This window comes from Pseudanabaena sp. PCC 6802 (genome assembly GCF_000332175.1).
Classification (GTDB): Bacteria; Cyanobacteriota; Cyanobacteriia; order Pseudanabaenales; family Pseudanabaenaceae; genus PCC-6802.
The window spans coordinates 3,414,408-3,430,404 of record NZ_KB235914.1; the positions used below are offsets into that span (position 1 = coordinate 3,414,408).

Annotated in this window: 15 protein-coding genes and 1 tRNA gene; 10 read left to right on the top strand and 6 right to left on the bottom strand. The window is 48.4% G+C overall.

The features are described 5' to 3' along the window. The first annotated feature begins 18 nt into the window (after positions 1-18). On the top strand, positions 19-1,251 hold the full coding sequence (gene mltA / locus PSE6802_RS0121625; RefSeq protein ID WP_019502126.1) for a murein transglycosylase A: 1,233 nt from the start codon (positions 19-21) through the stop codon (positions 1,249-1,251). A 229-nt stretch (positions 1,252-1,480) separates the two neighbouring features. Here the strand turns inward: mltA and PSE6802_RS29960 are convergent, their stop codons facing one another. After that, a complete protein-coding gene (locus tag PSE6802_RS29960; protein ID WP_193372421.1) occupies positions 1,481-2,071 on the bottom strand; it encodes a hypothetical protein in 591 nt (196 codons plus the stop codon). Positions 2,072-2,840: 769 nt separating this feature from the next. Between PSE6802_RS29960 and PSE6802_RS0121635 the strand changes: the two genes are divergently transcribed. The 3 genes from PSE6802_RS0121635 (at position 2,841) to glyS (ending at position 6,184) form a co-directional block, all read left to right on the top strand. Beyond that, positions 2,841-3,710: a pirin family protein gene (locus PSE6802_RS0121635; protein WP_019502128.1), complete on the top strand. Its 870-nt coding sequence runs from the start codon at positions 2,841-2,843 to the stop codon at positions 3,708-3,710. Positions 3,711-3,840: 130 nt separating this feature from the next. After that, positions 3,841-4,008 (top strand): hypothetical protein, encoded by a 168-nt coding sequence (locus PSE6802_RS33775; protein WP_156815616.1) that lies wholly within the window; start codon positions 3,841-3,843, stop codon positions 4,006-4,008. Further along, positions 3,989-6,184: a glycine--tRNA ligase subunit beta gene (gene glyS, locus PSE6802_RS0121640; protein ID WP_019502129.1), complete on the top strand. Its 2,196-nt coding sequence runs from the start codon at positions 3,989-3,991 to the stop codon at positions 6,182-6,184. The genes PSE6802_RS33775 and glyS overlap by 20 nt, the downstream gene beginning before the upstream one ends. 10 nt (positions 6,185-6,194) lie before the next feature. Here the strand turns inward: glyS and PSE6802_RS0121645 are convergent, their stop codons facing one another. Then, positions 6,195-7,466, bottom strand: a complete 1,272-nt coding sequence (locus PSE6802_RS0121645; protein ID WP_019502130.1) for a sensor histidine kinase — start codon at positions 7,464-7,466, stop codon at positions 6,195-6,197. Between the two features lie 403 nt (positions 7,467-7,869). Between PSE6802_RS0121645 and PSE6802_RS0121650 the strand changes: the two genes are divergently transcribed. Beyond that, a complete protein-coding gene (locus PSE6802_RS0121650) occupies positions 7,870-8,088 on the top strand; it encodes a DUF4327 family protein (RefSeq protein ID WP_026103464.1) in 219 nt (72 codons plus the stop codon). A gap of 88 nt (positions 8,089-8,176) precedes the next feature. Here PSE6802_RS0121650 and PSE6802_RS0121655 read toward each other — a convergent pair whose 3' ends face one another. Continuing rightward, the gene (locus PSE6802_RS0121655) at positions 8,177-9,580 is read right to left on the bottom strand and encodes an anthranilate synthase component I (protein WP_019502132.1); all 1,404 of its coding nucleotides are present in this window, start codon (positions 9,578-9,580) and stop codon (positions 8,177-8,179) included. Between the two features lie 37 nt (positions 9,581-9,617). Next, entirely contained in the window at positions 9,618-10,331 is a 714-nt protein-coding gene (rpiA, locus tag PSE6802_RS0121660) for a ribose-5-phosphate isomerase RpiA (protein ID WP_019502133.1), read from the bottom strand. Positions 10,332-10,447: 116 nt separating this feature from the next. Here rpiA and PSE6802_RS0121665 point away from each other — a divergent pair, with 116 nt between their 5' ends. The 4 genes from PSE6802_RS0121665 (at position 10,448) to PSE6802_RS0121685 (ending at position 14,131) form a co-directional block, all read left to right on the top strand. Next, on the top strand, positions 10,448-10,939 hold the full coding sequence (locus PSE6802_RS0121665) for a DUF4079 domain-containing protein (RefSeq protein WP_019502134.1): 492 nt from the start codon (positions 10,448-10,450) through the stop codon (positions 10,937-10,939). Positions 10,940-11,020: 81 nt separating this feature from the next. Beyond that, a tRNA-Asp gene (locus tag PSE6802_RS0121670) sits at positions 11,021-11,094 on the top strand. A gap of 689 nt (positions 11,095-11,783) precedes the next feature. Next, positions 11,784-12,737 (top strand): NmrA family NAD(P)-binding protein, encoded by a 954-nt coding sequence (locus tag PSE6802_RS0121680; protein WP_019502136.1) that lies wholly within the window; start codon positions 11,784-11,786, stop codon positions 12,735-12,737. A 101-nt stretch (positions 12,738-12,838) separates the two neighbouring features. Beyond that, on the top strand, positions 12,839-14,131 hold the full coding sequence (locus PSE6802_RS0121685; protein WP_026103465.1) for a dihydrolipoamide acetyltransferase family protein: 1,293 nt from the start codon (positions 12,839-12,841) through the stop codon (positions 14,129-14,131). A 78-nt stretch (positions 14,132-14,209) separates the two neighbouring features. Here PSE6802_RS0121685 and PSE6802_RS0121690 read toward each other — a convergent pair whose 3' ends face one another. Then, positions 14,210-14,422, bottom strand: coding sequence for a hypothetical protein (locus PSE6802_RS0121690; RefSeq protein WP_019502138.1), 213 nt, complete (start codon positions 14,420-14,422; stop codon positions 14,210-14,212). A 44-nt stretch (positions 14,423-14,466) separates the two neighbouring features. Continuing rightward, positions 14,467-15,123 (bottom strand): HEAT repeat domain-containing protein, encoded by a 657-nt coding sequence (locus PSE6802_RS0121695; protein WP_019502139.1) that lies wholly within the window; start codon positions 15,121-15,123, stop codon positions 14,467-14,469. A gap of 468 nt (positions 15,124-15,591) precedes the next feature. Here PSE6802_RS0121695 and PSE6802_RS0121705 point away from each other — a divergent pair, with 468 nt between their 5' ends. Further along, positions 15,592-15,912 (top strand): hypothetical protein, encoded by a 321-nt coding sequence (locus PSE6802_RS0121705; RefSeq protein ID WP_019502141.1) that lies wholly within the window; start codon positions 15,592-15,594, stop codon positions 15,910-15,912. Positions 15,913-15,997: the final 85 nt, after the last annotated feature.

Genomic DNA, 15,997 nt, shown 5'->3' on the forward strand with positions numbered 1-15,997 from the left:
TGCGAGCGTGAGGGCGAGGTGAACTTGCAAAATCAATTTCTGAAAAAGATCGTGCCGACTTACCTTTTAGCGTTATTTATAGGTATTCCCTCTACGCTGGAAACTAATGCTGCCATTTCTAAGCCTCGCCCTAAGGTAAACCGTCCACCTGTTAAGGTAATCCCAATTCAACGCGCCAGGAAAATTAGCCGTGCTACTAGCGATCGGGTATTGGTTAAGCTGGATCCTAAAAACACTGCTGCTCTGGAGGCTTTGCCCAACGACGACCTGCTGGCCAGCGATCGCCCTAAACTCCTGGCCGCGATCGATCGCAGCCTCGCATATATCAACACGCCTGCGGCGGCAAAGAGCTATCCCGTGGCTGGAATTAGTCGCGAACGGGTCGAACGCAGCCTGATCCGGTTCCGACAGTTGGTAAAAACTGTTCCTGATGCCAAAGCTCTCAAAGCTGCCGTCATCCGCGAATTTGACTTTTATAAATCCGTAGGAGTAGATCGCCAGGGTACCGTTCACTTTACCGGCTATTACGAAGCAGTTTACGAAGCGAGTCGCACTCGCACCGAGAAATTCAAATATCCCCTCTACGCTTTGCCTAATGAATTTTATGCATGGCCGAAGCCACATCCTACTAGAAAACAATTTGAAACGGGGAATAGATTAAAGGGGCTGGAAATTGCCTGGTTGAGCGATCGCTTCCAAGCATTTCTGGTGCACGTACAGGGTTCAGCGCGCCTGATTCTACCGGATAAATCCATCATGACTGTAGGCTTTGCCGCTAAAACCGATCGCCCTTACTCATCTGTGGGAAGGCACCTGGTGAACGATGGCAAGATGAAGTTGGAGGAAGTGACGCTGCAATCTCTGATGGCATACTTCGACAAATATCCCAATCAACTGGAAGGATATCTCCAACGCAATGAGAGCTTCGTTTTCTTTCGGGAAACCCAAGGATCGCCTGCTACAGGTAGTATTGGCGTACCCGTCACGGCTGAGCGCTCGATCGCCACTGATAAATCGATCATGCCGCCAGGGGCGATCGCATTGATTCACACATCCATTCCCATGCCTAAGGGAAAATCAGGCAAACTTGAGTTTCAGCCCATCGGTCGCTTTGTACTGGATCAGGACACTGGCGGGGCGATTAGGGGTGCGGGTAGAGTTGATGTGTTTATGGGTACGGGCAATGTTGCCAAAAATCGAGCAGGTTTGATGAATAACGATGGAGCGCTATATTACCTGGTGATTAAGTAATACCAAATCCGCATTAATTACCCCTTAAAATTTGCTGGCGACTGGAAGTCGCGGCTATACAGACAAAGTCCGCCTGCGCGGACTCCAAGAAAAGGGGGGTAACAAACCAGAATTTGTTGTATAGCCGTAGACAGATCTGTCTACGGCTATATTTGCTATATCGCAGTATAAATCATCCAGGAGAAGTTTAGTATTTTTGTAAATTGTTTGAATAGGGTGATTTCAAGGTTCATACCTTTGGTGACGATATCGATCGCCCGAATAGCAGTCTCTTAGAAGTATTCAAACACAAAGCAGCTTCTTGTTGCTGTTGTGCGGCGAGTAATTGCTTTGATAGTCTGCTACTGGCTTCTTGGGTCCATGCATTGCGGATTAACTGCGCATTGGATGTTTTGCAATCAAGCGGATAAGGAGAATTTGGCACAAACGAGGCAGAACTCTTATCTTTAGACTTAACCAGGTTGACGAGCCAGGGGAGGAAGTCTAAGATTTCCTCCGGCAATAGAGTTAGCTCAAAGTACCAACTCCGATTGAGTCCCTGACAGCCTTTTCCCCGCTTGGTCATCCCAACATAAGCACCTTTGTTAATAGCAATGCGCAGAATTAAGGGACGTTTAGGCACTAATTCATCTGGTGCTGTATACGCAAAAACGTGAACGTAATTCAGTTTCTGTTGGTTATCTAACCAAGAGGCTACTGGAGGATTGCTCGAATATGAGTTCGTAATCGAAATATTCACTGGAACCTTCATGGCATCAGCAAAGAGAGAGTAGAACTCAGTCCTTAGTTGAGAAAGTATGCGTATTGCATCTGGAGTCATGCGATCGCTCCATTAAAGTAGACATGACTTAGGGTTGCATTTGTCAGGCTTAGCCTGTTTGAGTTTATTTTTACGAGGAACACGGCACGTCTCCAAAATTAAAGAGTGTAGAGAGTTAGTTTCGGAGAAACGCCTGTAAAACGAATTACACAACCAAAATAATTCCTATTGTGGATTCTACCACAGTTTCCAAGCCTGTAGGGGAATTGAGCCAAAATGAACCCAGCAGCATCAAGCAATTATGCCCGATCTCCGCTCTCCTTAACTGACCAGGGGCGATTGGTATTCATAACTACAGAGCAGAATTCTGTAATTTAGGGTTGCCTAAAGACTCACACTAATGCGAATAGTGCCATTAGTGGATGCGGTCGGGAGCCAGTTAAGTAGCGATCGATAGATTTCTATCATAGTCCAATGAAACGCAACGCACCAATTCTTTGAGGATTTCGATCGATCTGAAAATAAAAAGCAGGAGGACTATGGTTGTTAAATCCGCATCTTAACTATACGTGATGTATAAAGTGAAGCACGACTTACGATCGCTCTTGATATTTCCTTTTCAGACAAAAGTAAAGATTATTTTTAGAGACTTTTTAAGCACCCAACCGATAAGCTTAAACAGAGTTATATAGCGGTTTTCAGATCGCAAAGAGTAGGGGATTTGGGGGCGTTGCCCCCAAGAAGGGGTGGAACCCCTTCACCCCAAAAATAAAACCCGTTCTCAAATGAAAACCGCTATAGCATAAACCCTTATCTGCCAAGCTTAATCATGAGTCAGAGCATTCAGCAATTAATCGAACCGCACGTTCAAGATCTTGGTGGCTTCTATGCCCGTCGCTTGCTGCCCTCGGATGTGCGAACCCTGGTGGGGCCGTTTATCTTTTTCGACCATCTCGGCCCCGCTGTATTTCCCCCAGGTAAAGGCGTTGACGTGCGACCGCATCCCCATATCAATCTGGCAACCGTTACTTACTTGTTTGAAGGCGTGCTCCTGCACCGCGATAGTTTGGGCTACGTGCAGGAAATTCATCCTGGGGCAGTAAACTGGATGACCGCAGGGCGCGGTATCGTGCATTCCGAACGTACCCCTCCTGCCGTTCGCGATCGCGAAGCAACCCTGCATGGCATTCAAACCTGGGTGGCACTGCCGGACGAACATGCAGAAACCGAACCCTGGTTCCGCCACTACCCCGCTGCCGATCTGCCCAGATGGGAGCAGGACGGCGTTTTGTTTACGTTAATTGCTGGGCAAGCCTACGATCGCTCATCTCCCGTACAGACGTTTTCACCCATTATTTACCTTGATATCCAGATGAAGTCCGGATCGCGCTTCACATTGCCCGATGATTACAGCGAGCAATCCGTCTACAGCGTCACCGAAGGGCTAAAAATCGATGGCGAGCCGCTGGCACAACATCGGTTAGCAGTATTGAAGACAGGGGCAGCAGTTGAAATTGAGTGCGATCGCGACGCTCGTTGCATTATTGCTGGCGGCGAACCAGTTGGGGAGCGGCATAAATGGTGGAATTTTATTTACAATAAGCCAGAGCGACTCGAACAAGCCAAGCAGGATTGGCGCGACGGGAAATTAGGGCAGGTACCTGGAGAAACCGAGTTTATTCCTCTGCCAGAAAGTTGAGATTTGAGCAAATAAGACGATATTCGCGAAAAATACCAATATTTGCAGTTAATGTAGGGGTATTGCCTTCGTGCCTGCCCCCAATCGGGCATTCGGGTATTTTTGCAGAAGATGTAGAGGCAGCGCCTTCGTGCCTGCCCTCGATCGAGTGGGCGATTGCGGAGGGATGGCTGGCTGTAAGAATTATTTGCAGGTGGCAAGCCAAAGAATTAAGATGGTAACCTGCCTGGAAGTTTTGGGCATTATCCGCGCACGGTTCTCCGGTTTTAAAGATCGTAATGGCTGCCAAAAAGACTAATCATTCTAAGAATTCACTGACTTTTCTACTAGAAGTTGGGACGGAAGAGTTACCAGCTAGCTTTGTTTCTAGTGCCATAGAACAGTGGCGATCGCGCATTCCCCTCAGTCTCGGAGATCGTCACCTCACGCCCACACAGGTGAAAATTTACGGTACGCCGCGCCGCCTTGCTGTTGTCATCGAAGGCTTGCCTGCCCAGCAAAGCGATCGCGAAGTTGAGAGCAAAGGCCCCGCCGTTGCCGCCGCGTTTGTCAATGGTGATGTCAAAGGAGAATTAACTAAAGCAGCACTCGGATTTGCTAAATCTAAGGGTGTAGAACCCAGCGCTCTGTTCGTGCAGGAAACGGATAAAGGTGCTTTTGTGTTTGCCAAGCAGCAAATTACGGGACAGCCCACCGCCGAAATTTTGGCAGAGATTGCACCGGAGTGGATAACCGGACTCGAAGGCAAAAGATTGATGCGCTGGGGTACGGGCGACCTGAAATTCCCGCGTCCGATTCGCTGGTTAGTAGCTTTGCTGGATGACAAAATCCTGCCGCTGAGTTTAGAGAATCTGCACAGCGATCGCATTACTCAAGGGCATCGCGTACTGCATCCCCAACCCGTCATTATCGATACTGCTGCCAATTACGTTTCAGCCCTGCAAGCCGCACATGTGATGGTGGATACTGAGGCGCGCCAGGCAACGATCTGCAATCAAATTAATGGCGTAGCGGAATTGATGCGATCGCAGCCGGAAATCCCTTCAGACCTATTGGCAGAAGTAACGCAACTCGTGGAGTGGCCGACCGCATTAGTAGGTGAATTCGAGCGGGAATTTTTAGAATTACCCGTAGAAGTAATCAAAACGGAAATGGTCAGCCACCAGCGCTACTTCCCCATGCATGCATCGGTTAATTCTGAGTCTGAAGACAGCGCGGGAAATGTGCCTGGGCAATTGCTCCCCTACTTTATTACTATTTCCAACGGCGATCCCGATAAGTCAAAATTGATTGCGGCTGGGAATGGGCGCGTGATCCGCGCCCGCTTGGCTGACGGTAAGTTTTTCTACGAAGCCGATCGCGCTCGATCGCTAGAGAGTTATCTACCTGAATTGGAGAAGGTCACATTCCAAGCACAACTTGGCTCGGTAAGCGCTAAGGTAGATAGGATTCGACAGGCGGCTCGGGCTGTAGTTGAGGCCATCCCAAATCTCAAAATTACCAAGGCAGATAGCAAGCATATAGATCGCGCCGCGCAATTGTGCAAAGCCGATCTGGTAACGCAGATGGTGAAAGAATTTCCCGAATTGCAGGGAGTAATGGGGCGATACTATGCCCAATCCAGTGGAGAAGATGCCGAAGTTGCCACAGCAATCCTGGAGCATTACTTACCCAAGGGAGCAGGTGATGCTTTACCGCAGACGCTCGCGGGTCAGATTGTGGCGATCGCCGATCGCATCGACACTCTATTTGGCATTTTCGGCCTGGGTATTATTCCCACTGGCTCCTCCGATCCCTTCGCGCTCAGACGGGCAGCGACAGGCATCGTGCAGATTGCTTGGAATGGGAACTACGCGCTGGATATCCCACAATTACTCGCATCAATGGCATCCATCTATCAAGCGCAAATAGAGCTGCCCCAACCGGGCGAGCAAATTCTATCCAATCTCTACAAGTGGTTCGAGCAGCGCGCGCGCACTCTATTACAAGAGCGCGATGGTATCGACTACGACCTGGTTGATGCGGTATTTGGGATGGAAGATGATGACTATGCCGTCGATGCTCTCCACAATCTCAGCCGCACTCGCGATCGCGCCCTATTCCTCCAACAAGCTCGTCAAGGTGGCAGTATGGCAGATGTATATGAAGTCGTCAATCGTGCTTCTCGCCTTGCCACGCAGGGAAGCTTAGGTAAAGATGTGACTGAGATTCAGAGTGTAGTGGATGCCTCCACGCTAGCAGCACCTGCGGAACGAGATTTATATCAAGCGATCGCGGCTTTGCCGGACGATCCTAGTTTTGAGCAGCTATGGCAATCGTTAGAAGCGATCGCCCCAGTGCTGGCGAAGTTTTTCGATGATGTGCTGGTGATGGATGAAGACCTCCAGGTCAGGCAAAATCGCCTGCATATGTTAGGCATAATTCGCAACTACAGTCGCATTCTGGCTGACTTCAGCGCCATTCGGCCTGCTTGATACCGCTATATTAAAGTTTAGCAATCTTAGATATCGCTTGAGGTAATGTAACTGTGAAGATTGTACCTGTACCAGGAGAACTCTCAACTTTTATTTGACCGCGATGATTGTCGGCGATCGCTTTGGCAATTGCTAATCCCAAGCCGGAGCCGCCCGTAGATTGCGGTTGATGGCGGTAGAAGCGATCGAAGATATGGGGGAGAGCCGATTCTGGTATGCCCACACCCGTGTCGCGTACCTGTACTTGAATTTGATTTTGTGGAGTTACGATCTGATAGGAAATACTGACTTTGCCCCCATTTGGCGTGTAGGCGATCGCATTCCCGATCAGATTGGTAAACAGACGCATAAGCCGATCGCTGTTGCCTAAGACTGAGAGATTGATATCGCGATAGGATAACTCCAACTCGATCTGCTTTGCCTGGGCAATTATCTGCTGCTCCTCGACCACCTGGTGCAAAACCCGATAGAGATTGCATGGTTCCATTGGTGAGTTGACGATACCGCTGTCCTGGCGCGCTAGAAATAAGAGATCGTCCAGTAGTTTGCCCAATCTTCGTGTCAGACGCTCGATAATCTCTAATTGTTGATATTGCACCGCCGGATCGAGATCGGCTAAAGCCACTTGGGCATTGGTCTGAATCACTGCGATCGGATTTCGCAACTCATGCGAAGCATCCGCCGTAAATTGCTTTAACCGCTGATAGGAATCGCGTACGGGTTCCATGGCAATGCCAGACAACCACCAACCGCACAACGCCACCACCACCACCATAATCGTCGTGCCAACCGTCAAGTCGAGAAATAACTGCTGAATTGGCTTCGTTACCTCAAACCAGGGGTGACTGATGCGGAGAAACCCCAACAACTCCTTGCTGGAGGCGATCGGCTCCGTAATCTGGCGTAGCGGATCGGTGGGCGTGAGATACACCGTGCGATAGGTGGGCTGCATCGTCTCTAAACTTTGCTTTGGCAGCGGCACGATAGGGAGATTGGGCATGGTCGTCCAGAGCAAATCTCCCCTAGGGCTGAACCATTCAATTTCGATGCGATCGTCTTCCAGATCGGCGGCGCTGTCGCTAAAACTATCTTTAAAGTTAGGCGAACTATCTTTCAGCAGCGATCGCTCCAGTACCTCAGCCACATGGGTAATCGTGTCGTCAATCCGGTCAATTAAAGTTAAGCGCACGTAACCGTAGAAACCACTGGCAAATAATAGGAGTAAAACAGCAGTCACCATGGTGTACCACAGGGCGAGGCGACGGCGAGTTGTTTGGAACATGCCAGAACTTGCAAGAGGATTTGCCAAAGAATTTGCTAATTTATATAAAAAGGTGTATTATCAGTCGCTGTTAAAAGTTCTATTATCAGTTTAGCTATTCTGTAGTGATATTGAAGTAAGGATCGAAGTGGGGTTGTAGGGGCTGCGCCCCTGCTTGGGGACAAGCCCCCAAACCCTTAGCCTTTAAATATCCTTATTTCTTCAGGACTACCAGCTATTCTATATAAATAGTTACAGATAAGTTACAGTCAGAGATGGCTCAATTTCGGATCGATTATAGATAAGCAACACCGAATCTCTATCAAAGTAAAACTGCAAATACGCATACTCAGCTTAGCGGCAGAGATAATTACCGCGCAGGCTGCTACTAAATAAACTAATCTTACAACTTAGGTAAAATATGATTACGACACAGGTTGCTCACCCTATGGTGAAGTTTCAAAATCAAGTGCGATCGCTGGTGGAATCAAAACTGGTTAAGCCCACCGATAGCCTCTGGCAAATTGCACTAATCTTTGGGGATGATTGGAAGCATTGGAAACAGGAACTTCTGGAGTTCGACTTTACCATGCAAGACCCGATTTCCTATCTACTAGCAGTAGAAAATTGGGAAGAAGACTAATTCAAAGTATACCAATAATTGTAGGGGCTGTGCCCCCGTGCCTGCCCGAAAATCTGGGGCGATCGCGGAGAGATTACGAGAGTTTTCTTTAAATAATCCCTAGAGCGACAAGCTGCGCTTGCGCTTTGTGGAGAGATTCCTGCCATTCTCTCTCAGGCAAGCTATCTGCTACAATACCCGCGCCTACCTGCCCCCAGATGAGATCGCCGCACTTTAATAAGGTGCGAATCAGAATATTCAGATCCATTCCGCGCCTATCGATATAGCCGCAGGAGCCGTAGAACAAACTGCGGCGATGCGGTTCTAAGGCTTCAATAATCTCCATACAGCGTACCTTGGGACAGCCGGTAATCGTTCCCCCAGGGAATACAGCTTGGATTAGATCGATCGCATCGCGATCGCTTCGCAGTTGGCCGATGACATTACTGACAATATGCATGACATGGCTGTAGCGTTCGATCTCCAATAGCTCGTCTACCTGCACGCTACCCCAGGTACACACTCGCCCTAGATCGTTGCGCTCCAGATCTACCAGCATGATGTGCTCTGCCCGTTCCTTGGGACAGGCCAGCAACTCCTCTGCCTGCAACCGATCGCTGCGGGCATCTTTGCCTCGCGATCGCGTGCCAGCGATCGGGCGAGTCTGCACGCGATCGCCCTGTAGTTGCACGAGTCTCTCCGGCGAGGCGCTAATTACTTCGCCCCAAGGCGTGCGCCAATAACTGGCGAAGGGCGATGGATTGATGCGTTGCAAGCGTTTGTAAATCTCCCAACCATCACTAGAGCATTTCGCCCCAAATCGCAGTGATAGGTTTGCTTGAAAGATATCACCCGCATAAATATGTTTCTGAGCTTGGCGGACGATGTTGGTGTAGATGTCAACATCCGGCGTGAAAGTTAAATCTTGATGATTATGACTGGTGAGATCGAGAATGCACTCTCGGTCGGAGTTTTGCTGCTTATTTCTCGATTCCAGATCTAATTCTCGCGATAGCCGATCGCTGAGATTCTGCAACTGCAGGCGATCGCTCGCTGCTAGCCAGGCTAAATTTTCCTGACTGTCGATGACGACAAAGCATTCCGGTTCGTACCAAAAAGCAACCGGAAAGGGCAAAACATCAGATTTGAGATAGGGCAGTTTTTCGATTTCCCATGCCAGATCGTAGCCTAACCAACCTAAATAGCCGCCTGTAAATGGTAAGTCTTGCCATTCTGCCTCAGATGCTGAAGCTTTGTCGGTGGGATCGCAAGAGGATGTCAAACTCGACTGCAATGCTCGCAAACAAGGCAATATTTCACCAACCGGCGGCAACCACATTTGACGAGGACTACCTGCGGCAATCGCATAGCGAGAAAGCCTTGATAAAGCATGGGCGGGACTTTCCAGTAGAACCGCGAGCGGCAAATCGGCAAAAAGGGCTTCCCACACCTGCGCTCCCGTAGTTCCCTCTGGGAGCGATCGCGACTGCCAGTGGTACGAATTAATAATCACGCCGATTACAAAAATTCACCTGCCCGATTCGGGCACTTTAGCTAATTTCGCGAATAATAGGGTTGCCATCTTTGAACTCGCCGACCAGGATTAGATCGGCTACGCCCACAAATAGACCATTTTCCAGTACGCCAGGAATATTATTCAGGGTTTTCTCCAACTCAGCCGCATTGGGAATATCGCTAAAAGTCACGTCCAGTACCATGTTGCCCTGATCGGTAATTACGGGACCGTCCTTTTTGACTCCCATGCGTAACTCGGGTTTCCCACCTAACTGCTCGATCGCTTTACTTACAGGCGCGATCGCCATCGGTAACACTTCTACTGGCACTGCGAACGTGGAACCAAGTTTATCGACTAATTTCGACTCATCTACGACAACAATAAAAAGCTCGGCGAGGGAATCCACTACTTTCTCGCGGGTATGGGCAGCCCCCCCACCCTTGATCAAGTTCTTAGCAGGATCGACCTCATCCGCTCCATCAATTGCCACATCAATCCGATCCACGTCGTCAAGGGAGCGGATCGGCACGCCATACTTTTTCCCCAATACCGATGCTTGAAATGAGGTAGGGATGCCCACAATATCCTTCAGATCTCCCGATGCAATTCTGGCTCCTAGCTCGGCGATCGCAAATGCTGTTGTCGAACCCGTACCTAAGCCGACAACCATGCCTGACTTCACTCGTTTAGCAGCGGCAATTCCTACTTCTTGCTTGAGTTGTTTAATGGCATCGGGGGATGTAGTCATGAATATTCCTAGGGTTTCTTAAAAATGCACCATCGATCCTAGCGCAGGTTGGGACGCTTTCTTAATTTATCTTCACAATTTAGAATATTTCTGTAACATGCAGGGAATTTAACACTATGTCTAACGCAACGTCTAACTTAGCTGAGTTTCTACAGCCAATTGCTGATGGTTTTAGTAAATTGGGCGTACCAGCGCCAGTCGTGCATTGGGGGCACCCATTTTTCATGGCGATCGTGATTTTTGTGATGGGTAGTTTTGTTGGTCTGGCTGGTTGGCGCGGTCGCACGGCTACCGATCCCGAGGTAGCAAATAAAAATAAAGCCGAACACCGCAAAATAGCCTCTTTGATGACAGTATTTTTGGCAACAGGATATACAGGCGGCTTACTATCTCTAGTCATGCAAAAGGAACCACTGCTGGAAAGCCCCCACTTTCTGACTGGCTCCGCAGTACTGACTTTATTAGCAATCAACGGTGCGATTTCACTAACAGGATTTGGCGGCAACAAGCCCGCCCTTCGCACAGCCCATGCTTATCTTGGCAGTGCCATTTTAGTGTTATTAGTCGTCCATGCTGCCCTGGGTCTTAAATTAGGCTTGTCAATTTAATTCGGGCCAAGACTTGCAGAACTGTATTGACAAAAACATATTTAGTCTGCAAAATGAAGATCGCTCAAAAAATGAGCGATTGGGACTGTAGTTCAATTGGTTAGAGCACCGCCCTGTCACGGCGGAAGTTGCGGGTTCGAGCCCCGTCAGTCCCGTTAAACATCAAACAAGTATCGTCCAGACAAAGAGCTACTATCGCGGCAAAAATACCTGTCAGTGGTAGAAATTTTCGACCAGTACCTAGCTAAAAAGACGAAACATATCGATCGGCGTACCTTGGAGAAATACCAGACCGTGCGATCGCACTTGCTTAACTTCTTTGTATCTAGGAATGTCTAAAAGTAATGGGTTCAATGAAATTTAGATGGCAAAATCTGTTAGCCCAAATAGGAATTGCTCAGGGAAAAATCGTGTCCCCTTGCAGCGAGGCAGAGATTTTAGAAGTTGAAACATCTCTAGAAATTTTGCTGCCTTCTGAATTCAAGGCTTTTAGTTAAGTCTTTGGAGGAGGAACCCTCGGGGATGTTTATTTTGAACGTCTCGACTCTTCTTGTTTAGCAAATGTAGATTGGAATGGAGCAAAATCCTTTCGACTCAGTACTGTCAGTACAAGTGTTTTTCACCGCTTGTGAGTCTACGATTATCAGGGTCGTCCATTTCGGCTTTTTTCTACCTGTGCTCTGACCTGGCTATGCAAGGCCGCCATGATTTGGTCTAACACCTAGATTTTTTACAGCCACAAATCCTTCACCCGAGTAGGGTGAATTTACTACTTTAGGCTGTACTCGTTTCTGTTAATATTTGTAAAAGTTAATAATGTTTGTTTAATATAATATAAAGTCCTATGAGCTTACTGATCGTTGGTGCGACAGGTACACTTGGTCGCCAAATTACTCGTCACGCGCTAGATCGGGAGCTTAAGGTCAAATGCTTAGTACGCAACTCTCAAAAAGCGGGCTTTCTGAAGGAGTGGGGCGCAGATCTAATTGTCGGAAACCTTACCAAACCGGACACCATTGAGAAAGCTATGGAAGGTGTCACGCAGGTAATCGATGCTGCGACCACCAGAGCAACCGACGCACTCAGAATTAAGGAAGTGGACTGGACTGGTAAAGTGTCTCTGATTCAGGCGGCAGAAAAAGCTAACGTGGAAAAATTTGTCTTTTTCTCGATTCTGAATGCAGAGAAATATCCCAACGTCCCTTTAATGGATATTAAACACTGTACGGAGAAGTTCCTAGCCCAAACCAAACTCAATTACACTATCCTCAGACCCTGTGGGTTTATGCAAGGTCTGATCGGTCAATATGCTATCCCCATTCTGGAAAACCAAACTGTTTGGATCACGGGCGAAACATCCCCGATCGCTTACATGAATACCCAGGATATTGCCAAATTTGCGATCGCAGCGCTAGCGCTCGAACCAGCCAAACGCCAAACCTATGCGATCGCCGGGCCTAAGACCTGGTCGCCCAGCGAGATCGTACGTCTGTGCGAGCGCCTATCAGGACGTACTGCTCGTACGGCCAATATGCCAATTGGCCTGCTCAGGTTTGTCCGCAATGTCACAAGCGCCTTTGAATGGGGTTGGAGCATATCAGAGCGCATGGCATTTAGCGAAGTTCTGGCTAGCGGCATACCTTTAGCGGCAGATATGGATGAGACCTGTCAAATTTTTGGTATCGACACAGCCGAGCTAACTACGCTTGAGTCATACCTACAAGAATACTTCGCCCGCATTCTGCGCAAGCTCAAAGAACTTGACTACAAAGAAACAAAAGTGAAAGCGCCCTTCTAAAGGTATGGGGGTTGGGAAAGAGAGTTTATAGCGACCCAAAACAAGATAGTATTGATCCTGGCATTTTGTGCCCATAACCCTTATATGTCTGACGTATAACTATGATTCACGAGATATTCATGCCTGCCCTAAGCTCTACAATGACGGAGGGCAAGATTACATCCTGGCTGAAGTCGCCTGGCGACAAGCTGGAGAAAGGCGACATTGTCGTGGTTGTAGAATCCGACAAGGCGGATATGGATGTGGAAACCTTCTATGAGGGTTATTTAGCTAAAATTGTCGTCCCCGCTGGCGAAGTGGCGGCGGTTGGTAGCGCGATCGCCTACGTGGCTGAAACTGAGGCGGAAATTGCTGAAGCGGAGCAGAAAGCTTCCAGCACTAATGGTTCTAGTGCCGCTACCGTCTCTACACCAGCGGTAGCACCCGTGGCGGCGGCTGTAGGAGCAATACCCGATGTAATTACCACCCCCCCCGCACCTATTAGAACTAGCGATCGCATAATTGCTTCGCCCCGCGCTAAGCGTCTAGCTAAAGATCGTCGCATCGATCTCGGCACCATTAGAGGTACGGGGCCCAATGGTCGCATTACAGCAGCGGATATTGAGAGCTTGCTCAAGCCATCTGCTCCCTCTATTACCCAACCTGCAATCGCGGCTCAACCTGCTGGCAGCTATACCCCCCCTGCGGCGATCGCGTCACCTGGTTATGCACCCGTTCAACCTGGTACGGTACAGCCTTTGACCACGCTCCAAAGTGCCGTGGTACGCAATATGAATGCGAGTTTGAGCGTCCCCACTTACCATGTGGGCTATACGATTACTACAACAGAACTCGATCGGCTCTACAAGCAAATTAAGTCCAAGGGTGTTACCATGACTGCTTTGCTGGCAAAAGCTGTAGCAGTAACGCTGAAAAAGCATCCACTCCTCAATTCAGCTTTTACAGAACAGGGGATTGCCCACAAGGGCGATATTAATGTAGCTGTAGCTGTGGCAATGGATGATGGTGGTTTAATTACACCAGTCTTGCCTCGCGCCGACCAGATGGATATCTATAGCTTGTCGCGCCATTGGAAGAACCTCGTAGAACGGGCGCGAGCCAAGCAACTGCAACCGGAGGAATATTCGACTGGCACGTTTACGATTTCTAATCTAGGCATGTTTGGTGTCGATCGCTTTGATGCGATTCTCCCACCCGGTACGGGCGCGATTCTGGCGATCGGAGCATCGATTCCGACTGTAGTAGCGACATCTGACGGTGCGATCGCCGTACGCAATCAAATGCAAGTAAATATCACCTGCGATCATCGCGTCATCTATGGCGCTCATGCAGCACAATTCCTCCAGGATCTAGCCAAACTGATCGAAACTAACGCTCAGTCCTTAGCGCTTTAGTGAAAGTCAGTTTATGAGAGGTATAAGGGAAATTTTCAGAAGTGGCAAGTGATAGAACCTAAGTAGCAATTAAACTAATCACTTGCCAAAAACTTCGTCTTCTTTGCCAATCCACCATTCTCCTAGGTTGACTGAATCTTGATGGAGTTCTCGAACAGATTGGAAGTATTCTTCAGGAGAAAGATAATCCCGATTCTCTTTAAGCATTTGGAGGCGCAACAGCACCAAAAGCCAAGGCTTGGAAATGCCATCAGTTGCTTCAATATATCTCGCTAAATCCCGACTATTCATAGGTAATGACTCAATATTAACCTTCTTACCAATTTTGGGATCTCCTATACTAGACCCTCCAAGGTGGCTCCAACAACTCGATAATCGGAATCATACCGCAAGTCCAGTAAAGCAGCTTTCGCCCGAGGCTCGTCAAAGGAGCTCAAGACTCTGGCTACTTGTGCCCGGATTTCTCCATCGTCGGCATTAGCAAGGGATAGCAAAACAGCTAGAGCCTCTGACTCTTGAGGTGTTCCCTGGAGTTGTCCTAAATTAGCGATCGCAGCTAACTTGACCTCCCGGTTATTTCCCTCGACACCCCAACGACAGAGCTTTAGAAGCCCGTCGGGGTACTCATTCCCCTCCACAGAAGCCAGAATGCTCTGTCGCACCAGCCAGTTAGAATCTCGTTCAAATAATTTCAGCAAATGAGGGATAGCTGACTCCCCGTATTTGGCAAGAGAATTAGCAGCCTCAGCTCGGACATTAGAATCAGTGTCGTATTCGAGCAAGTCCAGTAACGCCTCAAAAGCTTCCTCCGTCTGCTTCCGCCCCAGACCTATTGCTACAAAGGAGCGAATGATAAATTCTTTGTCACTCATCCGCCGCCTGAGTAAAGGGACGACCACTTCAGGGGCGTAGTGCCTCAATTCGGTAATTGCCCTCATGCGCTCTTGAGGATTTGGGCTGTCGAGGTAGGCTTCAATTTGGCGTAGTTCCATAGTCTCCTCAGGAATATTCAACAAAATTTACATTTATTTTACATTTCTTTACATTAAAGAGCAAGGGGACAACTGAGTTCGATCGGGAATACCAGCCGCTAAAATCATTATTTTACAGGGTTTTGCTGAAGACGGACTTTATTTATTGCCAGAAGCCGAGTGCTAGCCTTGACTGTGGGCTGTTAAAATCTTCGCTCATATGGGGTAATAGGTGGAGCTATTTAACGGGCTTGCCTGGAATCTTTGCAGTGGCAAGATAAAAATTTTTCATGTATACGATTTTCACCTGCTTGCCGATATGAGCGTTTACTTTAAAGGAACTTAGATACGGAAAGTGCGCTCCATACATTTCTCTCAATTGCAAAAGTCAAGCTTTTCAAGATTTTTAACGTTTTCTAAAGTTTCTGTCAAATAGGCTACAAAATGTTAGAAATTAGAAGTGGAGCTGGAAATAGGAGATGTAGTCTTATGAGTACCGCCGACGAAACCAGAGAATTGTTAACTCAAGAACGCTTGGGAGCAGAACGATCGCAGCAAAACATGCTGGAACGAACTGCCGAAGCACTGGCACACGGCTCTGGCAAGCTTACGGAAGCAGCGAGAGAGGAAATCGCCCAAGCGCGTCTAGAAGCAGAGCGATCGCAAGAAATCATCCTCGAACGGGTAACTGAAGCTCTAGAACAGTCAGAAGGCCCAGTAAACGAAGCAGGAAGGGAGTTACTGACTCAAGAAAGGTTAAAAGCCGAGCAGAGGCAGCAAACTGTTCTCCAGCGCGCTACTGAAACCTGAATATCGAATGCAGGAGGGTAAGGGAACTTGCTGAGAGGCATCCTCACCCTCCCGATTTTACGGATTTATTCCCTTGCTGAAATTT